Origin of the sequence: Parafrankia soli (assembly GCF_001854695.1) — a bacterium.
GTDB classification, from domain to species: Bacteria; Actinomycetota; Actinomycetes; order Frankiales; family Frankiaceae; genus Parafrankia; species Parafrankia soli.
Map to the genome: position 1 here is coordinate 1 of NZ_MAXA01000047.1, position 22,082 is coordinate 22,082.

21 protein-coding genes are annotated in these 22,082 nt (G+C 73.3%); 12 read left to right on the plus strand and 9 right to left on the minus strand.

The window, feature by feature from the left end:
* Positions 1 to 1,060, minus strand: a 1,060-nt coding sequence (locus BBK14_RS05750; protein WP_241831189.1) for a helix-turn-helix domain-containing protein, incomplete at its 3' end; no start/stop codon positions are given.
* Positions 1,061 to 1,336: 276 nt separating this feature from the next.
* Here BBK14_RS05750 and BBK14_RS05755 point away from each other — a divergent pair.
* Both BBK14_RS05755 and BBK14_RS05760 read left to right on the plus strand, forming a co-directional pair.
* Positions 1,337 to 2,188, plus strand: a complete 852-nt coding sequence (locus BBK14_RS05755; RefSeq protein WP_071060143.1) for an alpha/beta fold hydrolase — start codon at positions 1,337 to 1,339, stop codon at positions 2,186 to 2,188.
* A gap of 16 nt (positions 2,189 to 2,204) precedes the next feature.
* Entirely contained in the window at positions 2,205 to 3,068 is an 864-nt protein-coding gene (locus tag BBK14_RS05760; RefSeq protein WP_020459218.1) for an alpha/beta hydrolase, read from the plus strand.
* A 63-nt stretch (positions 3,069 to 3,131) separates the two neighbouring features.
* Here BBK14_RS05760 and BBK14_RS05765 read toward each other — a convergent pair whose 3' ends face one another.
* The 3 genes from BBK14_RS05765 to BBK14_RS05775 form a co-directional block, all read right to left on the minus strand.
* Positions 3,132 to 4,346 (minus strand): CaiB/BaiF CoA transferase family protein, encoded by a 1,215-nt coding sequence (locus tag BBK14_RS05765; protein WP_071060144.1) that lies wholly within the window; start codon positions 4,344 to 4,346, stop codon positions 3,132 to 3,134.
* Positions 4,347 to 4,383: 37 nt separating this feature from the next.
* Complete coding sequence (locus tag BBK14_RS05770) at positions 4,384 to 5,550, minus strand: acyl-CoA dehydrogenase family protein (RefSeq protein WP_071060145.1); 1,167 nt, start codon at positions 5,548 to 5,550, stop codon at positions 4,384 to 4,386.
* Positions 5,551 to 5,844: 294 nt separating this feature from the next.
* Positions 5,845 to 6,606, minus strand: coding sequence for an SDR family NAD(P)-dependent oxidoreductase (locus BBK14_RS05775; RefSeq protein WP_071060146.1), 762 nt, complete (start codon positions 6,604 to 6,606; stop codon positions 5,845 to 5,847).
* A 120-nt stretch (positions 6,607 to 6,726) separates the two neighbouring features.
* Here BBK14_RS05775 and BBK14_RS05780 point away from each other — a divergent pair, with 120 nt between their 5' ends.
* The 5 genes from BBK14_RS05780 to BBK14_RS05800 all read left to right on the plus strand — a co-directional run bounded on the left by BBK14_RS05780 (position 6,727) and on the right by BBK14_RS05800 (position 13,223).
* On the plus strand, positions 6,727 to 8,073 hold the full coding sequence (locus BBK14_RS05780; protein ID WP_071060275.1) for a DUF1800 domain-containing protein: 1,347 nt from the start codon (positions 6,727 to 6,729) through the stop codon (positions 8,071 to 8,073).
* A gap of 86 nt (positions 8,074 to 8,159) precedes the next feature.
* A complete protein-coding gene (locus BBK14_RS05785) occupies positions 8,160 to 9,497 on the plus strand; it encodes a DUF1501 domain-containing protein (RefSeq protein ID WP_071060147.1) in 1,338 nt (445 codons plus the stop codon).
* Positions 9,498 to 9,612: 115 nt separating this feature from the next.
* Positions 9,613 to 10,374, plus strand: a complete 762-nt coding sequence (locus BBK14_RS05790; protein ID WP_071060276.1) for a response regulator transcription factor — start codon at positions 9,613 to 9,615, stop codon at positions 10,372 to 10,374.
* Positions 10,367 to 11,821: a sensor histidine kinase gene (locus BBK14_RS05795; RefSeq protein ID WP_071060148.1), complete on the plus strand. Its 1,455-nt coding sequence runs from the start codon at positions 10,367 to 10,369 to the stop codon at positions 11,819 to 11,821. Before BBK14_RS05790 ends, BBK14_RS05795 begins: the two co-directional genes overlap by 8 nt.
* A gap of 181 nt (positions 11,822 to 12,002) precedes the next feature.
* Complete coding sequence (locus tag BBK14_RS05800) at positions 12,003 to 13,223, plus strand: low temperature requirement protein A (protein ID WP_083390756.1); 1,221 nt, start codon at positions 12,003 to 12,005, stop codon at positions 13,221 to 13,223.
* Positions 13,224 to 13,266: 43 nt separating this feature from the next.
* Here the strand turns inward: BBK14_RS05800 and BBK14_RS05805 are convergent, their stop codons facing one another.
* Positions 13,267 to 13,668, minus strand: coding sequence for a YybH family protein (locus tag BBK14_RS05805; RefSeq protein ID WP_071060149.1), 402 nt, complete (start codon positions 13,666 to 13,668; stop codon positions 13,267 to 13,269).
* Positions 13,669 to 13,766: 98 nt separating this feature from the next.
* Here BBK14_RS05805 and BBK14_RS05810 point away from each other — a divergent pair, with 98 nt between their 5' ends.
* Positions 13,767 to 14,702, plus strand: coding sequence for a LysR family transcriptional regulator (locus tag BBK14_RS05810; RefSeq protein WP_071060150.1), 936 nt, complete (start codon positions 13,767 to 13,769; stop codon positions 14,700 to 14,702).
* Positions 14,703 to 14,727: 25 nt separating this feature from the next.
* Here the strand turns inward: BBK14_RS05810 and BBK14_RS05815 are convergent, their stop codons facing one another.
* From BBK14_RS05815 to BBK14_RS05825, 3 genes are read right to left on the minus strand one after another with little or no spacing between them, the layout of a single operon-like run.
* Positions 14,728 to 15,462 (minus strand): methyltransferase domain-containing protein, encoded by a 735-nt coding sequence (locus BBK14_RS05815; protein ID WP_071060151.1) that lies wholly within the window; start codon positions 15,460 to 15,462, stop codon positions 14,728 to 14,730.
* Positions 15,455 to 16,228, minus strand: a complete 774-nt coding sequence (locus BBK14_RS05820; protein WP_020459232.1) for an alpha/beta fold hydrolase — start codon at positions 16,226 to 16,228, stop codon at positions 15,455 to 15,457. Before BBK14_RS05820 ends, BBK14_RS05815 begins: the two co-directional genes overlap by 8 nt.
* A complete protein-coding gene (locus tag BBK14_RS05825; protein WP_083390747.1) occupies positions 16,225 to 17,169 on the minus strand; it encodes an enoyl-CoA hydratase in 945 nt (314 codons plus the stop codon). Before BBK14_RS05825 ends, BBK14_RS05820 begins: the two co-directional genes overlap by 4 nt.
* Before the next feature lie 361 nt (positions 17,170 to 17,530).
* On the opposite strand from BBK14_RS05825, the gene BBK14_RS05830 reads away from it, so the two are divergent.
* The 4 genes from BBK14_RS05830 (at position 17,531) to BBK14_RS05845 (ending at position 21,722) form a co-directional block, all read left to right on the plus strand.
* The gene (locus BBK14_RS05830) at positions 17,531 to 18,454 is read left to right on the plus strand and encodes a hypothetical protein (RefSeq protein ID WP_241831191.1); all 924 of its coding nucleotides are present in this window, start codon (positions 17,531 to 17,533) and stop codon (positions 18,452 to 18,454) included.
* Between the two features lie 219 nt (positions 18,455 to 18,673).
* The gene (locus BBK14_RS05835; RefSeq protein ID WP_071060153.1) at positions 18,674 to 19,072 is read left to right on the plus strand and encodes a PPOX class F420-dependent oxidoreductase; all 399 of its coding nucleotides are present in this window, start codon (positions 18,674 to 18,676) and stop codon (positions 19,070 to 19,072) included.
* Between the two features lie 245 nt (positions 19,073 to 19,317).
* A complete protein-coding gene (locus BBK14_RS05840) occupies positions 19,318 to 20,457 on the plus strand; it encodes an acyl-CoA dehydrogenase family protein (RefSeq protein ID WP_071060154.1) in 1,140 nt (379 codons plus the stop codon).
* Positions 20,454 to 21,722, plus strand: a complete 1,269-nt coding sequence (locus BBK14_RS05845) for an acyl-CoA dehydrogenase family protein (protein ID WP_071060155.1) — start codon at positions 20,454 to 20,456, stop codon at positions 21,720 to 21,722. The genes BBK14_RS05840 and BBK14_RS05845 overlap by 4 nt, the downstream gene beginning before the upstream one ends.
* A gap of 111 nt (positions 21,723 to 21,833) precedes the next feature.
* Here BBK14_RS05845 and BBK14_RS05850 read toward each other — a convergent pair whose 3' ends face one another.
* On the minus strand, positions 21,834 to 22,052 hold the full coding sequence (locus tag BBK14_RS05850) for an SGNH/GDSL hydrolase family protein (protein ID WP_071060156.1): 219 nt from the start codon (positions 22,050 to 22,052) through the stop codon (positions 21,834 to 21,836).
* Between the last annotated feature and the right edge of the window lie 30 nt (positions 22,053 to 22,082).

The window sequence follows — 22,082 nt, forward strand, 5'->3', positions numbered from 1 at the left end:
GGAACGGCCACCCCCTCGACCGCACCCGCACCAGCCACCTCGCACGCCTCGAACTCACCCACGCCGCATAAGGCCGAATTAGCCAGCAGGGTCGGGAGGTGTGGTGGGGGGTGTGGTGGCGGCGCCATTCCTGGGGGGTGGTGCCGTAGGCGGCCCGGAAGCGGCGGCTGAAGTGGGAGGGGTCGGCGAAGYCGTTGGCGCGCGCGATGGCGGCGATGCTGCGGCCGCGCGCGTCCCGGGCCGCGAGCGCGCCGCGGGCCCGTTCCAGCCGGTTGCGCACGATCCACTGTTCCAGGCTGAACTCCGCCTCCCGRCACAGCCGGTAGAGGTGACGCACGGACACCCCGACCGCGGCCGCGATGCCGTCCGCGTTCAGATCGGAATCGGCCAGGTGGGCCAGCACGTGGTGCCGCACGCGGGCCAGCATGATCTCCGCCGGTGTTCCCGGGGGCTCGTCGGGGCCGCGGGCCGCGCTCACCAGTAACGCCCGGACGAGCTCGACGGTCGCGGTGCCGACGCCCGCGGCGGACTCGTCCCGCTCGAGGGCCGCGGCGTCGCGGGCCAGCGCGGTGAGATGGTCGGTGACCAGCGGGTAGAGCGGGCTGCGGGCGAGGTTCGGGGCGCCGCGCCGGACGACCTCGCCGGGCAGGCCGAGCGAGGCCAGCGGTACCTGCAGGCCCTGGCCGCATCCGCCCTCGGCGTTGGCGTACTCGAACGCGGAGCTCAGGTCGGTGCAGTACAGCTCGCCGGCGGCCAGCTCGCGGCGGACCCCGAACTGCTCCTGGACGGCGCGCCCGTGCCGGCGCTGCGCGAAGGACAGCACCGGGGGAGCGCTGTCCTGGCGCACGTGCCGGGCGGTGCGGATCATGTGCTGGCCGGCGTTGACGGTCGTGCGGATCAGGCCGACCTCGCCGAAGCTCCACGACTCGATCCGGCCCCGGATGTCGTGCTGGGCGTGCACGCTGAACCGGCTGGTGACGGTGAGCGCGACGATGGCGTCCCGGGCGACCTCGGCGCGCCGGTGCGCCGGCAGGTGGTCGAGATCAAGAACCGTCGCCACCGGTGTTCCTCCCGTCCGGCCGGCGCGGCGGACGCGGGCCGTCCCAAGCCCCGCCGGGTGGTCTGATCGTCCGTCGCCTGCTCGTCGCCTGCTCGTCCGAGGGCGGCCCGACCAATCGTCCCAAGGGTCGCGGATGTGGCACGGAGAGTCCAGAACCGTGCGCGCAGAGACCAGCACGGCCGACCCGATCCGCCTAGCGTGGACGTGAGGGGACGCCTGCTGACGGCCGGCGCCAGGGATGTTCCTACGCCCCCGGGGCCGCCGAGAGGAGACATCGTGGCGACCGTGACGACGCTGGACGGCACCGAGATCTACTACAAGGACTGGGGCGAGGGCCGGCCCGTGGTTCTCAGCCACGGCTGGCCGCTGCAGGCGGACAGCTGGGAGGCCCAGATGCTCTTCCTGGCCTCGAACGGCTACCGCGTCGTCGCGCATGACCGCCGCGGCCACGGGCGGTCGTCCCAGCCGTGGAACGGCAACGACATGAACACCTACGCCGACGATCTCGCCGCGCTGATCAGTCATCTGGACCTGCGTGAGGTCACGCTGGTCGGGTTCTCGACGGGCGGCGGCGAGGTGGCCCGGTACGTCGGTCGGCACGGCACGGACCGTGTCGCGCAGATCGTGCTGGTCTCCTCCGTGCCRCCGTTCATGCTGAAGACCGACGACAACCCTGGCGGCGTTCCGGCCGAGGTTTTCGACGGCCTCCGTGCCGCCTCGCTCGCCGACCGTTCACAGGCCTACCGGGATCTCGCTGACGGCCCGTTCTTCGGCGCGAACCGTCCCGGGCAGGAACGCTCCCAGGGCATCCGCGACTCGTTCTGGCTGCAGGGAATGCAGACCGGAGCGCGCAACGCGTTCGAGTGCATCGCCGCGTTCTCGGCCACCGACTTCCGGCCTGATCTCGCCGCGTTCGACGTGCCGACGCTCGTCATCCACGGGGACGACGACCAGGTGGTCCCGATCGAGGTCGGCGGCAGGCGTTCGGCGGAATTGGTCAAGGGCGCCGAGCTGACGGTGTACGAAGGTGCTCCGCACGGCATCACCGAGACGCACAAGGACCGGCTGAACGCCGACCTGCTGGCTTTTCTCGCCACTCACCCCACCTCCGCCCCCGCCTCCGCCTGACCAACAAGGAGACACGATGAGCATCGACAGCGCGGCCGGCCCGGCCGGCTCCGGCAAACCCGACACGATCGTCCTGGTGCACGGCCTGTGGATGACCCCGCGCAGCTGGGAGGGCTGGATCACCCGGTTCGAGGAGAAGGGGTACCGGGTCATCGCGCCCGCCTACCCCGGCTTCGAGGTGGAGGTCGAGGCGCTGCGGGCGGACCCGCAGGTCATCGCCGACCTCACCGTCCCGGCCACCGTCGACCATCTGGCCGCGGTGATCGAGGGCCTCGACGCCCCGCCGATCATCATGGGGCACTCGTTCGGGGGCACCCTCACCCAGCTGCTGCTCGCCCGTGGCCTCGGCGCCGCGGGGGTCGTCGTCGACTCGGCGCCGACCGAGGGGGTGCACGTCACCCCGCTGTCCCAGGTGAAGTCGCTCTTCCCGATCCTGAAGCATCCCGGGAACTTCCACAAGGCGGTCGGGTTCACCCCGGAGGAGTTCCACTACGCCTTCGCGAACACCCTCAGCCGGGAAGAGTCCGACAAGGTCCACGAGCGCTACCACATCCCGGCCCCGGGAAACTGGGTGTGGGTCTACGGCCTTATCGCCAACTTCAAGCCGGGACACCAGGAGACCTGGGTCGACTACGACCGCGACGACCGGGCGCCGCTGTTGTTCATCGGCGGCGGATCGGACCACATCATGCCGGCGTCGGTGAACAAGGCGAACGCGAAGAAGTACCACAACTCCGCCGCGCTGACCGAGTACTTCGAGTTCGAGGGCCGGTCGCACTGGACCTGCGCCGAGCCCGGCTGGGAGGCCGTCGCCGACCACGCGCTGCAGTGGGCCGTCGAGCATGCCGGCCAGCGCCCGTCCAGGACAGCAGCTGGCTGAGGCCCCCGCGGCAGCGGGTCTCGTCCGCGGGCCCGCTGCCGCCCGACTGTCGCCCGGTGGCGATCACACTCCGGTGGGTGGCGGCTCGTCGTGGGCGCGGGCGACGTCGGCGGCGATCAGAGCGTCCACCTCCGCGTCCGTGTAGCCCAGGTTCCTCAGGATGCGCCGGGTGTCGGCTCCCTGCGCCCGTGGGGGACGGCGCACCGAGCCGGGCGTGGCGGACAGTTTGATCGGGATGCCGATCCCGCGATAGCCGTCGAGCTCCACGACCATGTTCCGGTGCCGCAGGTGCGGGTCGGCCAGTGCCTGCGCGACGTCGTGCACCGCCGTCGCGGGTACCCCGCGGGCCAGCAGCTCCCGGGCCAGGCCGTGGCGTGCGCGGGGCGCGATCGCCTCACGCAGGATCGCGCGCAGCGCAGCCACGTTCGCGACCCGGGCGGCGTTCGAGGAGAAGCGCGGGTCCCCGGACAGCTCGTCCCGGCCCAGCGCGGTGGCGAGCGCGGCGAACTGCCGGTCGTTGCCGGCGCCGATGAAGATCGGGCCGTCCGCGGCGTCGAAGGTGTCGTACGGAGCGATCGCGGAGTGGGCCGAGCCGGTCCGGATCGGCACCTGTCCGTCCGCCAGGTGCGCCGCCGAGTGGGGATGCAGCAGGGAGGCGGCCGTGTCGACGAGCGTGCAGTCCACGAGCTGGCCCACGCCGGTGCGGGCGCGGGCGTGCAGTGCGAGCAGGATCCCGGCGAACGCGTAGATGCCGGTGACCATGTCGACGATCGGCACGCCGACCCGCAGCGGCGGCCGGTCCGCCTCGCCGTTGATGCTCATCAGACCGCTGTACGCCTGGGCCACGGCGTCGTATCCGGGCATGGCGCCCATCGGCCCGTCGGGGCCGAAACCGGTGATCCGGCACCGGACGAGCCGGGGATGGCGCGCCCGCAGCGTCGGGTCGTCGAAACCCCAGCGCGCCAGTGTCCCGACCTTGAAGTTCTCCACCAGGACGTCGGCTTCCCCAAGCAGCCGACCGAGCACGTCGTGCCCGGTCGGAGTGCTCAGGTCGAGGCAGATGTTCGTCTTGTTGCGGTTGATCCCGGTGAAGTAGGCGCTGGTGCCGTCGGCGACGAAGGGCGGGCCCCAGGCCCGGGTGTCGTCCCCGGCCGGGGGCTCCACCTTGATCACCTCGGCGCCGTGGTCGGCGAGGAGCTGGGCGCACAGCGGCCCGGCGAGAACCCGGGAGAGGTCGAGGACACGGAGCCCGTCCAGGCTCCCGCCGGGGTCGGTCATCCGTCGTCGTCGCCGTCGTCGATCCGCGCCCGTCGTCTCAGTACGACTTCGGCAGGCCGAGCACGTGCTGGGAGACGTAGTTGAGGACCATCTCCTGGCTGACCGGCGCCAGGCGCATGATCCGCGACTCGCGGAAGTAACGCTCGACGTGGTACTCGCGGGCGTAGCCCATGCCACCGTGGGTCTGGATGGCCTGGTCGGCGGCCTTGAATCCGGCGTCCGCGCACAGCCACTTCGCCATGTTCGCCTCGGGCCCGCAGGGCAGCCCCTGGTCGTAGCGCCAGGCGGCCTTGCGTGCCATCAGCTCGGCGGCGTCCAGCCGGATCTGGGCCTCCGCCAGCGGGAAGGCGATGCCCTGGTTCTGGCCGATCGGCCGGTCGAAGACGATCCGCTCCTTGGCGTAGCGGGTGGCCTTCTCCAGCGAGGCGCGCCCGATGCCCAGCGCCTCGTGGGCGAGCAGGATGCGCTCGGGGTTCAGGCCGTCGAGCAGGTACTTGAAGCCCTTGCCCTCCTCGCCGATGCGCGCGGACTCGGGCACGAAGTAGTTGTCGATGAAAACCTCGTAGGACGAGACCGCGTTGCGCCCCATCTTCGGGATGGCGCGCAGGTCGATGTGCTTCCGGTCGATGTCGATGAGGAACAGCGACATGCCGTCGGTGGGCCGGGCGCTCTCCTCGCGCTTCGTCGTCCGCGCGATGAGGATCATCTTCTGCGAGTCGCCGGCCTTGGTGATCCACACCTTCCGGCCGTTGATCCGGTAGCCGCCGTCCACCTTCTCGGCGAAGGTGGTGATCCGGGTGGTGTCCGTCCCCGCGTTCGGCTCGGTCACGCCGAAGCACACGTGCAGCGAGCCGTCCGCCGCGGACGGCAGGATCTCCTTCTGCAGGGCCGGGCTACCGTGCTTGACGATCGTGTTCAGGCCGAAAATGGTCAGGTGCATGATGCTGCACCCGTTCATGCCGGCACCCGAGGCGGCGATCTCCTCGAGCAGCAGCGACGCCTCGGCGATTCCCAGCCCGCCGCCGCCGAACTCCGTCGGGATGGCGATGCCGAGCCAGCCGCCCTCGGCGAACGCGTTGTAGAAGTCCCACGGGAACTCGCCCTTCTGGTCCTTCTCCGCCCAGTAGTCGTCCGCGAAGCTGCGGGCGAGCTCCCGCGCCCCGGCCCTGAGCTGCTCCTGATCCGGAGTGAGTTCGAAGTGCATCGGCTGACCTTCCACTGGACGAGGTGGGCGGGACGGCAGTCGCCTGCCGCGGGGACGTCGTGACGTGCACGGTTCCGTGCGGGACGGGACCGCGAGCGGGCTCCGACGACGCCGCGCGTCGCGAACGTGGTGACTACGTCGCGCTGCGTCAATGCGGACTGCTGTTAGGTGGCGCTAACACACTGGCACGCGGCCGTGCCTCTGGTCGCGGGCCTGTTCGAATTTTCACGAGCCCGGTGCCGGTGCCGGTGCCCGAATACCTGACGCCGCTGCCTGCCACGTCTCCTGCCGCGTTCAGCGCAGGACCGTACCGCCGTCGACGTTCACGACCTGCCCGTTGATCCAGGATCCCTCGTCCGAGAGCAGGTAGGCGACCATGCTCGAGATGTCCCGCGCCTCGCCGTGCCGGGTGCTGCGGGTGCGGGCCAGCATCGCGGACAGCATGTCCGGCGGCGCGCCGTCCCGGATCTCGCGGGTGAGGATCAGGCCGGGCGTGATCGCGTTGGCACGGATCCCCTCGGTGCCCCACCGGGAGGCGACATGCCGGGCGAGCGCGTTGATGCCCGCCTTGGTCACCGCGTAGGCGGGCCGTTGCGGCTCGCCGGTGAACGACGCGATGGACGACGTGTAGACGATCGCGCCGCCGCCCCGCTCCAGCAGCCGCGGGATGGCGTGCCGGCTGACGAGCATGTGGCCGCGCAGGTTCACGGCGACCGTGCGGTCCCAGATCGCGAGGTCGATGTCGACGACGTTGCTGTCCTTCTGGACTGCGCCCATGTCACCGGCGTTGACGTGCACGGCGTCCAGGCCGCCGTGGGTGCGCACGGTGAGGGCGACCAGCTCCGCGACGGAGGCGTCGTCGGAGATGTCGAAGCCCGCCGCGACCGCGTCGCCGCCGGCCTCCCGGATGGCCGCCGCCGTCCGTTCCGCGCCGGCGAGGTCCAGGTCGCCGACGACGACCTTGGCGCCCTCCCGGGCCAGCCGCCCGGCCGAGTCGGCCCCGAGCCCGGTGGCCGCGCCCGCCACCAGAATGATCTTTCCTTGTAGTCCGTCCATAACCGCTTCTCCCACAGTTCCGCGGCGGGGCGCCACCGTCCGCCGGCCGGGCGCGGATCCTTACACGATTCGTACAGGACGCTCGCCGGCGGCTGACCTTTGCACGCCACCATGGTCGTCATGGCAGCCGCGGTCACCACCGACAGCCCCACCGGGGTGCGGGCCGAGCTCGCGCTCCTGTACCGGCGGGCCGGCTTCGGGGCCCGTCCCGACGAGCTCGACGCCGCCGAGCGGGCCGGCTACGAGGCGGCGGCCCGGGGCCTGCTCGACGCGCACGACCGCCCCGACCCCGGGGCGGTACCCCCGCCCGACCTGGACGCCGAGGCCGACCGCCGGCCACCGCCCGCGTCCGACCGGACCGCCCGCGCGGCGTACGCCCGCGGGCTGCGCGAGCGCACCGAGGCGCTGATCGGCTGGTGGCTCGGCCGGATGGTCTCGACCGCCGACCCGGTCACCGAGAAGCTGACGCTCTTCTGGCACGGCCACTTCGCGACGTCCATCCAGAAGGTGCGCTCGCCGGCGCTGATGCTCGCCCAGAACGAGATCTTCCGGCGGTCCGGCCGCGGGCCGTTCGACGCGCTCACCCTCGCCGTCGCACGCGACCCGGCGATGCTGATCTGGCTGGACGCCGGCCGCAACGTCAGGGAGCACCCGAACGAGAACTTCGCCCGCGAGCTGATGGAGCTGTTCACCCTCGGCATCGGCAACTACGAGGAGCGCGACGTCCGGGAGACGGCGCGGGCGTTCACCGGCTGGCGGGCCGGCCGCACCGGCCGCTTCACCGTCGCCGCGGCGCAGCACGACTCGGGCACCAAGACGATCCTCGGCCACACCGGTGATCTCGGCGGTGAGGACGTCGTCAGCCTGCTCGCCCACGACCCGGCCTCGCCGCGCTGGGTGTGCTCCCGGCTGTGGAGCCGGTACGCCGCACCGGTGGCACCCGCCGACCAGGCGCTCACTCCGCTGCTCACCGCCTACGGGCCGGGGCTCGACACCAGCGCGGCGCTGCGGGCGATGCTCCTCGCGCCCGGCTTCCAAGCCACCGCCGGGCGTCTGGTGGCGCCGCCGATCGACTACGTGGTGGGCGTGCTCCGCGCGCTGCGGATCACCGTCCCGGCGCCCGGGGCGGGCGGTGCCGCCGCGCCGGCGCGCCTGGCCACAGTGCTGCGCGGGCTCGGCCAGGTCCCGTTCGCGCCGCCCAGCGTCGGCGGCTGGCCGGCGGGCGGCGCGTGGCTGACGACCGCGGCGAGCCTGGTCCGGACCCGCTTCGCGGCGGCGGTCGTGGACGCGGCCGACATCTCGGCCGTGGCGGACGTCCCGGCCGCGGAACGGGTGGACGCCGTCGCCCGGCTGTTGTCCGTGCCGGCATGGAGCGCGCGCACCCGCTCCGCGCTGTCCGCCGCGGCCGCCGACCCGCCCCGGCTCGTCACCCTCGCCCTGCTCGCCCCGGAGTACCTCGTCACCTGACGCGCCAGGCCCGTGCGCCCCGTCCGTTACCCGGAACGCCTCCGGGCCCAGGCCGATCCGAGGCCGATCCGAAGGAAGAGAACGCCATGCCGCTCAGCCGCCGCCGCTTCCTCATCGCCTCCGGCGTCACCGGAGCCGGGGCCCTCGCCGCGGGCGCGGGGGTGCTCAGCTGGGACGCCCTGCACGGCGCCGCCGCCGACCGCCCGCTGGCCGCGGGCACCGGCGTGCTGGTCGTCGTCACCCTCTACGGCGGCAACGACGGCCTGAACACCGTCATCCCCTTCCAGGACCCGGCCTACCGGCAGGCACGCGGCGACCTCGCGCCTGCCGAGCCGGACGTCCACCCGCTGGCCGACGGCCTCGCGCTCGCCCCGGCGCTCCCCGGGCTCGCCGGGCTGTGGAAGGAGGGCCGCCTCGCGGTCGTGCGGGGCGTCGGCTACCCGGAGCCGGATCACAGCCACTTCCGGTCGATGGCCATCTGGCAGACGGCGTCACCGCGGACGGCGTCGACGTCTGGCTGGATCGGGCGCTGGCTCGACGCGCTGGCCGCGAAGGACGGCGCGACGGGCGGCCCGGCAGGCGGTTCGACGGCCGGCCCGACGGGCGGTTCGGCCGGTGGCCAGGCGGGCGGCGCCGATCCGCTGCGGGCGCTGGCGATCGGCCCCACGCTGCCGCCGCTGCTGGTCGGCGACCACACGGTGGGCTCGGCGGTACCCACCGGCGGCTTCGCCGCGCCCAGCGGTCGGCTGGGAGCCGACCTGCACGCGCTCTACCGCCCCGACCCGGCCGACAGCCCGCTGGCTGCCCGGGCCGCCGCATCCGGCGCGGACCTGTTCACCGTCGCCGGGGCGCTCGCACCGGTGCTCGCCGACGCCCCGGAACGCGACGCCGGCACCCAGGGCCAGCTCGACGGCGGGGACCCCGGGGCAGGCGGTGGCGATGGCGGCGAGCTCGGCGCCCAGCTCGACATGGTCGCCCGCGCCATAACCGCCGGGGTGCCCACCCGGGTGTACTCGGTGAGCCTGGGCGGCTTCGACACCCATGCCGCCGAGGACGGCACCCACACCCGCCTGCTCGGCCAGCTGGATGCCGCGCTGACCCGCTTCCACCGGTCCATGGCCGCCACGCCCCGCGGGAGCGCGGTGACGACGATGGTCTACTCGGAGTTCGGCCGGCGGGTCGCCGCGAACGCCAGCGGCGGCACCGACCACGGCACCGCCGGTCCCGTCCTGCTCCTGGGGCGGCCGGTGCGCGGCGGCTTCTTCGGCGACCAGCCCCCCCTCACCGATCTCGACGACGGCGACCTGCGGGTCACCACGGACTTCCGCTCGGTGTACGCGACGCTGCTGGAGCGCGTCCTGGGAACGGAGGCGGGCACCGTGCTCGGGTCCGACGAGAGCTTCCCCCGCCTCGCGTTTCTCTGACCGTGTCCCAGGCGTGGCCTGGCCCGCGAGCGGCCCGGCTCCGCGATTCCGCCCCGGCCGGCCGGCTCCGGTTCCCGTGACCAGCACACTCACTGAGGTGGACACCCACACGCAGATGGACGCGGACGCCCACGCTCCCGAGCTTGTCCTCGTTGTCGAGGACGAGGCACACATCGCCGAGTTGATCCGCATGTACCTCGTCCGGGAGGGGTTCGCCGTCGAGGTCCGCGCCGACGGTCCGGCCGGCCTGGCGGCGGCGCGTGCCCTCACCCCGGTCGCGGTCATCCTGGACGTCCGCCTGCCCGGCCTGGACGGCCGTGAGCTGCTGCGGGCCCTGCGCGCCGACGGTGACTGGGTGCCGGTGCTGCTGGTGACGGCCCGCGACGACGAGGTCGACCGCGTCGTCGGCCTGGAACTGGGCGCCGACGACTACGTCACGAAGCCGTTCTCGCCCCGCGAGCTGGTCGCGCGGCTGCGCGCCGTCCTGCGGCGCACCAGCGGGCCTGCCGCGCTCGCACGGTCGACCGACGCCGCCGGTGCGCCTGCCGGTCCTGGTGCCGGTGCCGGTCCTGACGCCGGTCCTGGCGGCCCGGTGCTGCGCGCCGGGGCCGTCGTGCTTGACGTCGGGCGGCGGCGGGTGCTCGCCGGCGACCGCGAGGTGACCCTCACGACCACCGAGTTCGACCTGCTCGCGGCCCTGCTGCGCCGTCCCGGCCTGGTCCACACCCGGGACCGCCTGCTCGCCGACGTGTGGGGCTACCAGGCGAGCGCCGGCACCCGGACCGTCGACGTGCACGTGGCCCAGGTCCGGGCGAAACTCGGCCCGGCCAGCCCGATCCGCACCGTCCGCGGCGTCGGGTACACCGCCGATGCCTGACCCCGGGAGCCGCCCGAACCCGCGGAATCGGCGGCCCGCCGGGCTGGCGGTGCGGATCGCCCTGGCGACGACCGCCGTCGCCGCGCTCGCGGTCCTGCTCACCGGCACGATCTTCGCCGGTCTCGTCGGCGGAGCCGCGGACGACGAGGCCCGCCGCGCGCTCGGCCGGCAGGCGGACGTCGTCGTCGCGCTCTACGACCGTCCCAACGCGACCGCCGACCTGCGCGCCGGGGTGACCAGGACGATCGCCGCCCAGCGGGTGACCTTCGTCCGGGTCGCCCCGGACGGCCGTCCGACCGCGCGCCAGGGGCCCGGTGGCGGCAGGGGCCTCGAGCTCCCGGCCGACGTCCTCGCCCGGGTCGCTGCCGGTGCGGAGGTCGGTACGGCCCACACCGTCGGCGGCCGGCGGGTGATCGTCGTCGGCCGGCCGCTCGCCCACGGCGGCGCGATCGCGCTCGTGCAACCGGCGTCCGAGAGTCGTGAGCTCGCCGGCGCCGTCCTGCGGCGGCTCGGGATCGCTCTGGTGTGCGGCCTGGCCGCCGCGACCGTTGCCGGCGCCGTCCTGGCGCGCCGGCTCGCCCGCCCGCTGCGGCGCCTCGCCGACGCCGCCCACCAGCTCGCCGCGGGCCGGCGCGACATCCGGGTTGGCACCGGCGGTCCGCGCGGCCCGGCCGAGGTGGCGGACGTCGGCGCCGCCCTCGACGGCCTCGCCGCGGCTCTCGCCGTCAGCGAGGACCGGCAGCGCAGGTTCCTGCTGTCCGTCTCGCACGAGCTGCGCACCCCGCTGACGGCCGTCCAGGGTTTCGCCGAGGCGCTCGCGGACGGCGTGACCGAGCCGGCCGACACCGCCGGCACCGGTCGGATCATCCTCGGGGAGGCCCGCCGTCTCGACCGGCTCGTCACCGACCTGCTCGACCTCGCCCGGCTCGGCGCGGACGACTTCCGGGTCGACCTCGCGCCCGTGGACCTGGGCGCTCTGGTGGCCGGGGCGGTGGAGGTCTGGCGGCCGCGGTGCACGGCGGCCGGGGTCGAGCTGCGGGTCGAGCTGCCGGACGGGCCGGTGCCGGTGGTCACCGACCCGGTCCGCTTCCGGCAGATCGTCGACGGACTGGCCGAGAACGCGCTGCGGGTGGTCCCGGCCGGCGCGCCGATCGTGATGGCGCTGGGCGGCGGTCCCCAGGGGGCAGTGGTCCCTCAGGGGGTGGTGGTCCCCCCGGAGGCGGTGTTCGAGGTGCGGGACGGCGGTCCCGGCCTCACCGCCGACGACCTCGCCGTGGCCTTCGACCGCTCGGCGCTGTTCGAGCGCTACCGGGGCCGCCGGCCCGTCTCGACCGGCGTCGGGCTGGCGCTCGTCGCCGGGCTGGCCCGCCGCCTCGGCGGTGAGCCGTTCGCCGGGCACGCCCCCGAAGGCGGCGCCGTCTTCGGTATCCGGCTGCCGCCCGGCTGACCCTGCGCGGGGAGCTGACCTCGCGCGGGGGAATGGCGGCCCTCTGACCTGGGCGGCTGGTGCTTGACGCACGCAGAATGTCGCCAGGCGCGCGGCGGCGATCCGGGTGATCTCCGGCGCTCCCACCTGAACGGTCATGCTCGCCGATGGCCGTCCGCGAACGATCACGAAGGGGCCGACCGTGCCGGAGACGTCCGAGCTGACCGCCCCCGTCGGGCGCCGATGGCGGGTGCCGATGGGGGCTCGTTCCGCCGACGAGAGCCACCGGGCGGCGACCCCGCTGGAGCTGCTGTTCGACCTGACCTTCGTGGTCGCCGTCGCGGCCGCCGCGGCCGAGCTGGCGCACGCCGTCGCCGACGACCACGTCGGGGACGGCCTCGTCAGCTTCCTGATGGTCTTCTTCGCCATCTGGTGGGCGTGGATGAACTTCACCTGGTTCGCCTCCGCCTACGACTGCGACGACGTCCCGTACCGGCTGCTGACGTTGCTGCAGATGGGCGGCGTGCTCGTGCTCGCCGCGGGCGTGCCCGCCGCGTTCGAGGACTCCGACTTCACCGCGGTGACGGCCGGCTACGTCATCATGCGGGCGGCGATGGTGACGCAGTGGCTGCGCGCCGGGCACAGCGACCCGGCGAGTCGGGCGACCGCCTACCGCTACGCCGCCGGCACCGTCGTGATCCAGGCCGGCTGGCTGGCCCGGCTGGCGCTGCCCGAGACCGCGGGGTTCGTCGGCTTCTTCGTGCTCGTCGTGCTGGAGCTGGCCGTCCCGCTGTGGGCCGAGCGGCCCACGGGGACCACCTGGCACCCGCATCACATCGCCGAGCGGTACGGCCTGTTCACCATCATCGTGCTCGGTGAGAGCGTGCTCGCGGCGTCCCGCGCGCTCACCCCGGCGGTCGAGGCCGGCGTCACCACCGACGCCGTCCTGCTCGGGGGCGGCGGGCTCGCCGCCCTGTTCGGCTGCTGGTGGCTGTACTTCGCCGCGCCCGCCGGCCGGGGCCTGGCCACCCACCGCGGGATGTCGTTCTACTGGGGCTACGGGCACTACGGGATCTTCGCCGCGCTCGCCGTGCTCGGCGCGGGCCTCGAGGTCACGGCGGAGACACTCGTCCACGACATCCACGCCTCGGACGGCGTCGCCGGTTTCGCCGTCGCGCTGCCCCTGATCGCGTTCCTGCTGCTGCTCTGGGCCCTGCACGCGCCGCTGGAGGCCGCGCCGGTCACCTACCTCGGCGTCGTCGTGGCCGCCTGCGGCGCGCTGGCCGTGATCGCCTGGACGGCCGCCGCCGGCCTCGCCCTGCCCTGGGCCGTCGTCCTCCTGAACCTGCCGATCTGGGCCGCCATCGCCCTCCAGGTCATCGTGGACGACCGCCGCGCCCGGACGTCCACCGTGCCCGGATGACCACCGTGGACGCCTGACCGCCCGTGGGCGTGGGCCTACGCGCTCAGCGTGCCGGCGGGGCGAACTCGGGCTGGTCGATCAGCCGCAGCCAGCTGCCGTCCGGCTGGCGGCGGACGACCTGTGCCCTGGCGCCGGCCCCGTCCTTCGGGGGCGTCGACGTCAGCGCGATGTCGCCGCTGACCAGGGTCGGCAACGGCTGCTCCGGCTCGAAGCGGGGGCCGCCGGCCAGCACCGCCGCCCACAGCTCCCGGATGGCCTCCCGGCCCACCGTCCGGCCGCCGGGCGGGTAGGCCAGCACCGCGTTCTCCTCGTAGAGCGCGGCGACGCCGGTGGCGTCACCGGCGTTGGAACGCTCGACGAACAGCCGGGTGATGTCCTCGGGCCGCATCGCCTTCTCGTAGTCCTGGTAGCGCCGCTCCTGGCGGTCCGCGTGCTGCTGCTGCATGGCTTCCTCCCTGGTCGGCTGTGTCCTGCTGCCCAGCCTGAGACCGGGGGAGCCAGAAGTCCAACAGATGGATCTGCTCACAGCTAGCATCTTTGCTTATGGAGCTGCGCCAGTTGGAGTACTTCGTCGCGGTCGCCGAGGAGCGGAACTTCACCCGGGCGGCCGTGCGCAGCCACGTCAGCCAGTCCGGGGTCAGCGCACAGATCCGCCAGCTCGAACGGGATCTCGGCGCCGAGCTGTTCGACCGGTCCGGTCGCGCCGCGACGCTCACCGCCGCCGGGGAGGCCGCGCTGGGCTGCGCCCGCGCCGCGCTCGCCGCCACCGCGGCCCTGCGCCAGGCGGTCGGCGAGGTCACCGGCCTGATCCGCGGCCAGCTCACCGTCGGGATGGTCACCGGCTGCACCGTCACACCGCTGTTCGACGCCCTCGCCGGTTTCCGCGGCGCCCACCCAGGGGTGGACGTCTCCCTGCTGGAGGGCAACTCCGACCAGCTCGTCTCGGAGGTCCGTGCCGGGACGGTCGACCTGGCCCTGGTGGGCAGCGCCGCCCCGGCCCCCGAAGGGCTGGGGGCGCTGACGATCGTCGAGGAGCGGCTGGTGGCGGCCGTCCAGCCCGGTCACCCCCTGGCGGAGCGGCCCCGGATCACCCTGCGTGACCTGTGTCGGCATCCGATCGTGTGCATGCCGCCCGGCACCGGCCTGCGCACCGTGCTCGACCGGGCCTGCCAGGCCCGCGACCTTCATCCCAGGATCGCGTTGCAGGCCAGCGCGCCGGACGCCATCGCCGACCTCGCCGGCCGGGGCCTGGGCGTGGCCGTCCTCAGCACGTCCATGGTGGCGGCGTACGGTGACCGGCTCGTCGCGCTCCCCGTGGACGGCCTCGACCTACCGGCGCTGTTCACCCTGGTCTGGCGGGTTCCGGTCGGCCCCGCCGTCCGCGAGCTGCTCGCCCACGCCCGCCGGGCCTTCGCCGTCCCCGATCCGGACGGTCCCGCGAACGGTGTTCCAGCCCCGACACGGCAGACCCCCACCTGACTGAGCCCGACACGACGGAGCCGGGTCACCCGGCCCGGCGGGCGGTGACGACGTACGCGGTCTCGCTGAACAGGAAGTCGCCGTCGTCCTGGGCCGCCTGGAGCTGGCGGCTCCACTCCGCGAGCTCGTCCAGGCTCACGTGGCCCAAACCGCGGTCCGCGCAGCGGTGGACGGCGTCGTGGATCTCGCCCAGCCGGAGCGGCATGGCCTCCGCGAGCGTCGGCGAGACGGTCGTGTGCGCCTCGACGGACTCGAGCGCCAGCGGGCTGCGTCGCACCAGGCCCGCGAGGCGACGTCCCAGCTGCGGGTCGGTGGCCGCCATGTACTCGTAGGGGACCGGCAGCTCCGCGTAGGTGAGCAGCACCCGGCGGGCCAGGTCGCGGTCCGCGATCGCGACGGCGATCGTCTCGAAGTCGGTGTGGCCGAGCACCGCCCGCCCACCCGGCCGCAGGACGCGGGCGATCTCGGCCAGCAGCGCCGCCGGATCGGTGAGGCACTCGAACGTGTTGTTGGAGATCACGACGTCGACGCGCCCGTCGGCGAACGGCAGCGGCCCGCTCAGATCATGCTGGACGGCCCCTGCTCCGGGCAGCGCGTCGGTGAGACGGCGCAGTGGCTCGGGGTTCAGGTCGAGCCCGATCAGCCGCGCCGAGGGGGACCGGCGGGTGATCGCGGCGAGGGTGTCGCCGTGGCCGGCGCCCAGGTCGACCAGCGTGTCCGCCGGCCCGGGGTCGGCGAGGTCCGCTATGCGCTCATGCACCGTCCCGGCCGACGTCGGTGAGCCGGTCCAGGAAGGGGATGAGGGCTGCGAGGTAGGCGTCGGGATCACCGCTCCACAGGTCGTGGCCGGCGCCGGGGATGGTCGCGATCTCGACCGCCGGCAGCGCGCGGCGCCACTGGTCGGCGACCTGGTCGGTGACCACCGTGCTGCGGCGCCCGCCCCTGATCACCAGGACGGGAAAGTTCAGCCCGGAAAGCCGGTTCCACAGTGGTACGTCCCGGCTCTCGGTGAAGACCGCTCGTGCCGCGTGTTCCGCCATCCGGTCGATCATCGGCACGCCGCGGATCTCCGCCCGCAGCTGCCGCTCGACGACGGCGTCGGGCGGGCGCACGTGCCGTGCCCCGTAGTCGCCGACCACCAGCCCACGCACCTGCTCCGGATGCTCGAGCGCATACCCGAGCGCGTAGGACGACCCGCGCGAGAACGCGACGAGAACCGGCCGCTCCACCTCGAGCGCGCTGATGACCGCGCCCAGGTCGCTGATGTGGTCCTCCCACGCGTACCCGCTGGCCGGCGCGTCGCTGCCACCCCGCCCGCGCAGGTCGACGACGACAGCCCGCCGCTCACCGAGCTGGTCGAGCAGCCAGCCGTACTCGGCCGCGGACTCGCCCATGCCCGGCACCACCACGACCGGCGGCGCGGCGGCGCCGAGCAGCCCGTTGTCGAGCACGTGTAACCGGACCCCGCCGTTGCTGACGAAGACGGACGCCCCGGCGCCACGCGGCTCGGTCACGGCCGCCGTCACGAGGACCTGCCGCGGTTCTTCATGGACGTCAGCCCGGCGAGGGAGGGAGTCCCGTTGTTCCGCAGCGCGGCGCGGGCGTGGGCGAGGTGGTGCATGTCGAACACCGAGTCGACGGCGGTGCTGAAACCCTGGACGTCCAGGGTGTGGTTGACGGCGCGCTTGGCCATGCGCAGCGCGAACGGGTCCTGGCGGGCGATGCGGCGGGCAAGCTCCAGGGTGGCCGGGTACAGGTCGTCGAGCGGGACGACCCTGTTGACCATGCCGAGCCCGAGCGCCTCGGCGGCCGTGACGGGACCGCCGGTGAACAGCAGTTCCTTGGCCTTGCGAGCCCCGAGCTCCCAGGTGTGACCGTGGTACTCCACGCCGCCGATGCCCATGTGCAGGACGGGGTCGGAGAACTCGGCGTTGTCGGCGGCGACGATGAGATCGCAGGGCCAGCAGAGCATGAGCCCACCGGCGATGCACTTGCCCTGGACGGCGGCGATCGACGGCTTCGGAATGTCGCGCCAGGTCTTCGCATAGTGCAGGTAGTGCCGGGTCTCCCAGTCGTAGCCGCTGTCGGGCGTCCAGGCCGGACGCGGGACGTCGCTCTCGGTGCCGGACATGTCGTGGCCGGCCGAGAAGTGCTTCCCGGTCGATCTCAGGATGATGACCCGGACCTCGGCATCGGCGTCGGCGGCCTGCCAGGCTTCGTCGAGCTCGCGCAGGACCTTGGGGTTCTGCGCGTTGGCGGCCTGCGGCCGGTTAAGGGTGATGACGGCGATGTGCTCGTCAACAACCTCGTAGTCGACGTGCTCGGCCTCGTAGTCGACCTGCTCTGGCCGCGTCGCGCTGCCGGTCGCGCCGCTACCCGCGCTGCCGGTCGGGTTTGTGGTCGGGCTGTCGCTCGCGTTGCTGGTCGGGCTCAGGGTCGGGCTGTCGGTCGCGTTGTCGGGATGCATCGGGTCTCCTTCGCCGGTGCTGGGCGGACGGGAGCGGGACCGCGGTCGACGGGAGCCCGGGGAAGCTGTCCGACATCGACGTCGACATCAATATTCATCCACGGGAGTCGGAAAAGGTCAACGCTCACCCTTAGCCTCGCCCCCACCCCATGCTTCCCGCCACCCCTGCGCCACTTCTCACCCCACTCGCAGCCCCGAACCGCAGCCCCCGGTTCAGTCCTTGGCCCCAGCTCCCAGCCCTGGCCCGGTCCTCCCGGAGTCGGCCCGGTCCCTGGTAACCGCGGTTGCGGAAGTCGCTGGATGGCCGGGTTCGGGTGGGTGAGGTGCTCTGGGGGCTGGAGCCCGGTTTGATGGTGTCCCGTTGGACGCGAGGGGGTCGGTTGCTGTGGAGATCGACGGGATGATGCTGGCGTTGCTGGAGATCCCGGCTGAGTGCACGGTCGAGTACAACCGGTGGTACGACCTCGACCACATGCCCGAGCACCTGGCCAAGTCCGACGTGCTCCTGGGACGCCGCTACGTCGCGCCCCGCGACCTGCGGGAAGCGCCGGGGGTCGTCCGGTCCGACCTGCTCGGCGGGTATCCGCCGTACCTGACCACCTACTGGTTCGGCGGTCCGCTGGAGATGACCAGCGAGCAGGCCCGCGAAGGCTGGCTCGCCCTGGATCGGACGCTCCTCAAAGGCGGGCGCTTCTGGCGGATCGGGCGGCCTCGTCACAGCTCGCGGTGGCGGGTCGCCGCGGCCTGGAGCCGCCCGGGGTGCCTGGTGCGCCCCGTCGCCGTCCCGTATCTCGCGCACCGAGGGGTGATCGTGGCGCTCGGGCGGGCGCCGTCGGCGGCCCGGCTGGGCGAGGCGGTGGACTGGTGGGAGCGGGTGCACCTGCCCGACCTGGCGGCCGTGCCCGGCCTCCTCGGCGCCGTCCGGCTGAAGTGGGCGGACGAGATCGGCGGGGGCGAGGCCGGTGGGAGCGAGACCAGCGGAGACGAGGCCGGCGGGGGCGAGGCTGTCGACGCGGCACCGGGGTCGGATCTCGTGCTGCACATGCTGCTCTGCGAGGACCCGCCCGAGCTGGTGATGGGGCGGATCGAGGAGGCCAAGCGGTACTGGCGCGCCGTCGGCCGGTTCCCCGCGCACCGCGGGGCCTACGAGGAGCTGGCCTTCCTGCCCTACCGGCTGATCGTGCCGCTCGAGTACGACTTCGACATCACCGAGGACGGGACCGAGGAGGTCACCGCGAGAACCGCGGACGTCACCGGTGACGTCCGCGGGGACACCGCCGGGTGAGCGCACCGAGAGCGCAACGGGGGCGGTGGCCGGGCGCGGCCGTCCCGGACCGGCGGGCGTCGGGTGGGTGGCGCGGGTGCGGGAATATCACGATGGTCCGGCGCCGCTGAGCGTGCGGGTGGCGACGTTCACGACGGGTGGCGTCGTCCAGGAGAGGTGCGTCGCGTGCGGTGGTCGATGCCGCCGTATCGACGGCCTCGCGACGACGGAGGTTAGGACGTGGGCAAGCTCGATGACGGGGCGAAGGAACTGCTGGACAAGCCCTTCCACGGGTGGGTGACCACGTTGACCGCGGACGGCTCGCCGCACAGCACGGTGGTCTGGGTCGACGTCGACGGCGACGATGTCCTGTTCAACACCGCGGTCGGCCGGGTCAAGGAGAAGCACCTGCGCAAGGACCCGCGGGTGTCCGTGGGCGTGCTGGACCCGGAAGACCGCTACCACCTGGTGAGCGTGACGGGGACGGCCACGCTCGACACCGAGGGCGCCGACGCCCACATCGACCGGCTGGCCAAGAAGTACCTCGGGGTCGACAGCTACCCGTTCCGCAAGCCCGGCGAGCAGCGGATCATCGTCCGGATCACGCCGAGCAAGGTCGTCTACAACGCCGGTTCCTGACCGCCGCGCCGCCCGCGGTCGCCGGCCTCGTCCGGCGACCGCCCAGCCACCGGCCGTCGCATTCCGGCCCAGACGCAGCCGGACAAGCCGGTCTCCGTCACCACATGGTGGGCTGGATCGGGGGTTCGCGGCGGTAACGGGGTAACTGTTGAAGTTCTGTCAAAAATCGCTATACGTTTTCAGTCTGACCTCTTGCGGTGCCACGTGGCGCGCGAGGGCCTCAAGCGTCGTGGAGGTAACAGACTGTGCTGCTGGAGTTGGATCCCGATCAGGAAGTCCTGCGGGAGGCGACGGCTCGGTATCTGACCGACCGGGTGCCCACAGAGACGATCCGGCGGCTGCGGAACGACGCCTCGGGGTTCGAGGCGGACTACTGGCGTGCCGGCGCCGAGCTCGGCTGGACGTCCCTGCTGGTGTCCGAGGAGAATGGCGGCGGCTCTATCAGTGGGGCGGGCCTGGTCGACCTGACCGTGGCCGCGCACGAGTTCGGGCTCCGGGCGGCGCCCGGACCGCTGGTGCCGACGAACGTCGTCGCGGCGGCGCTGAGCGCCGTCGGCGGCGCGGCGCACGAGGCCGTCCTGGCGGGGCTGCTGGAAGGCACGGCGATCGCCTCGTGGTGCTACGGCGAGCCCGCGCCGAACGATCGTCTCGGCACGGTGGAGCTGACCTGCCGGGTAGAGGGTGACGAGATCGTCCTCGACGGGGTCAAGCGCCCGGTCGAGTCGGCGGGCGTGGCCCAGTTCCTGCTGGTCACGGGGCGCAGCGAGGCGGGTCTCACCCAGGTGCTCGTCCCGACCGACACGCCGGGCCTGACGGTTGAGCCGCTGCGCACCGTCGACCTGACCCGCCGGTTCGCGACCGTCCGGTTCGACGGGGTGCGGGTGCCGGCGAGCGCCCTGGTCGGTGAGCTCGGCGGGGCCGCGGAGCAGGTGGAGCGTCAGCTCCAGCTGGCCCTGGTGATCCTCTGCGCGGAGAGCGTCGGCTCGATGCAGGCCGCGTTCGACATGACGGTGCAGTGGGCGTTCGAGCGCTACTCGTTCGGCCGGCCGCTGGCCTCCTACCAGGAGCTCAAGCACCGGTTCGCGGACATGAAGTCGTGGCTGGAGGCGGCGCACGCCATCAGCGACACGGCGGCGAGCGCCGTCGACGCGGAGTCGCCGGACGCCCCCGAGCTGGTCAGCGCCGCGAAGGCGTTCATCGGTGAGTACGGAACCGAGCTGCTCCAGGACTGCGTCCAGATCCACGGCGGGATCGGCGTGACCTTCGAGCACGACCTGCATCTCTTCCTGCGCCGGGTCGTCCTCGACCGCGCGCTGTACGGCACCCCCGCCGAGCACCGGCAGCGGATCGCCGGCGTGGTCGAACATCTCAAGGAGCGGGCATGAGCACGGGCGACATCGAGGACGTCGAGACCTTCCGCCAGCGGGCGCGGGACTGGATCCGGGGCAACCTGGCGCCGCTCCCGGCGGGCAGCGGGATCGGCGTGATGCGCGCGGGTGAAAGCGACGAGGCGGAGCTCGCCGCGGTCGCGCGCCAGCGCGAGATCCAGCGGATGTTCTACGACGCGGGTTTCGCCGGGATCGCCTTTCCCCGCGAATACGGCGGCCAGGGGCTCACCGCGGACCACCAGAAGGCCTTCAGCGAGGAGATCTCGGGCTACGAGTATCCCGCCGACATCCAGGCCCCGACCTTCTCGCCGTGTGCCGCGGTGCTGCTCGACTTCGGCACCGAGGAGCAGAAGCGCCAGCACATCCCGGCGATTCTGAAGGGCGAGGAGCTGTGGATGCAGTTCCTGTCCGAGCCGAGCGCCGGTTCGGACGTCGCCGCCGCGCTGACCAGTGCCGTCCGCGACGGTGACGACTGGATCCTGAACGGGTCCAAGATCTGGACGACCGGCGCCTGGTGGTCGGACTGGGGCCTCGTCCTGGCCCGGACGAACTGGGACGTCCCGAAGCACCGTGGGCTGACCGTGTTCATCCTGCCGATTCACCAGCCGGGTATCGAGGTGCACCGCATCGAGATGCTGAACGGCAACAAGGAGTTCTGCCAGGAGTTCCTCACCGACGTCCGGGTCCCGGACACCGACCGCATCGGCGAGGTCGACGACGGCTGGACGGTGGGCACCCGGTGGATGTTCCACGAGCGGATGCTGCACAACTCGCCGCTGGTCACCATTCCCGCCGACGGGGCGCGCGGCACGATCCGCGCCACCCACCTGGTGGAGATCGCGCGCGACGCCGGCCGGCTCGAGGACCCGCTGGCCCGTGACCTCATCGGTGAGGGCCGCATGCTCGACCTCGTCACGCACGCGCTGCAGGGCCGGCTGTCCCGTGGCCTGCGGTCCGGCCGGATGCCCGACCAGTCGGCGGCCATCGGACGGCTGTTCACCGGTGTGACGGCCGCGCGGACCACGACCCTGTCGTTCAACCTGGCCGGCGGGGCGAGCGCGGCCTGGACGGACGACGACGGCGCCACCGCCGAGTGCGGCAACGACTTCCTGCTGCGGCAGGTGAGCTGCATCGGCGGCGGCACCACCGAGATGGCCCGTAACGTTGTCAGCGAGCGGGTGCTCGGCATGCCCCGCGAGCCGGCGAAGGACCGCGGGGTGGCCTTCCGGGACGTCCCGCGGGGCGCCTCGAACCGGGGCTGACCCCACCGATCCGTGACATCGGCCGGGCGCGTACCCACGCGCCCGGCCGATGTCGTTCGTCCGGCTCTCTCGTCCGGCTGTCGCTCGTCTGCTCTCGTTCGGCTGGGAGGCTCAGCGCTGGCAGCCGGCGGACGGGTCGGCGGGGTCGCGCACCGCCGCGTCGAAGTCCACGAACCCGTCGGCGAGGCGCTGGCCGCGTATCCAGGAGTTGATCCGCTGGCGGTAGTTCTCGCCGTCGGGGGCGGTGCCGGTGCCGTCGATGACGGCATTGGACGCGGGCGTGATCGTCGAAGCGCTGCAGCCCGCTGCGCCCCGCCTGCGACGGCTCACCGCTGGTCAGGAGCATGTTCCCGCTGATCC

What these genes read in the sequence shown, in the direction of transcription:
- BBK14_RS05760 (WP_020459218.1), top strand. Translation starts at nt 2,205, where the DNA reads ATGAGCATCGACAGCGCGGCCGGCCCGGCCGGCTCCGGCAAACCCGAC.
- BBK14_RS05765 (WP_071060144.1), bottom strand. Translation starts at nt 4,346, where the DNA reads ATGACCGACCCCGGCGGGAGCCTGGACGGGCTCCGTGTCCTCGACCTC.
- BBK14_RS05770 (WP_071060145.1), bottom strand. Translation starts at nt 5,550, where the DNA reads ATGCACTTCGAACTCACTCCGGATCAGGAGCAGCTCAGGGCCGGGGCG.
- BBK14_RS05775 (WP_071060146.1), bottom strand. Translation starts at nt 6,606, where the DNA reads ATGGACGGACTACAAGGAAAGATCATTCTGGTGGCGGGCGCGGCCACC.
- BBK14_RS05780 (WP_071060275.1), top strand. Translation starts at nt 6,727, where the DNA reads ATGGCAGCCGCGGTCACCACCGACAGCCCCACCGGGGTGCGGGCCGAG.
- BBK14_RS05785 (WP_071060147.1), top strand. Translation starts at nt 8,160, where the DNA reads ATGCCGCTCAGCCGCCGCCGCTTCCTCATCGCCTCCGGCGTCACCGGA.
- BBK14_RS05790 (WP_071060276.1), top strand. Translation starts at nt 9,613, where the DNA reads ATGGACGCGGACGCCCACGCTCCCGAGCTTGTCCTCGTTGTCGAGGAC.
- BBK14_RS05795 (WP_071060148.1), top strand. Translation starts at nt 10,367, where the DNA reads ATGCCTGACCCCGGGAGCCGCCCGAACCCGCGGAATCGGCGGCCCGCC.
- BBK14_RS05805 (WP_071060149.1), bottom strand. Translation starts at nt 13,668, where the DNA reads ATGCAGCAGCAGCACGCGGACCGCCAGGAGCGGCGCTACCAGGACTAC.
- BBK14_RS05810 (WP_071060150.1), top strand. Translation starts at nt 13,767, where the DNA reads ATGGAGCTGCGCCAGTTGGAGTACTTCGTCGCGGTCGCCGAGGAGCGG.
- BBK14_RS05825 (WP_083390747.1), bottom strand. Translation starts at nt 17,169, where the DNA reads ATGCATCCCGACAACGCGACCGACAGCCCGACCCTGAGCCCGACCAGC.
- BBK14_RS05845 (WP_071060155.1), top strand. Translation starts at nt 20,454, where the DNA reads ATGAGCACGGGCGACATCGAGGACGTCGAGACCTTCCGCCAGCGGGCG.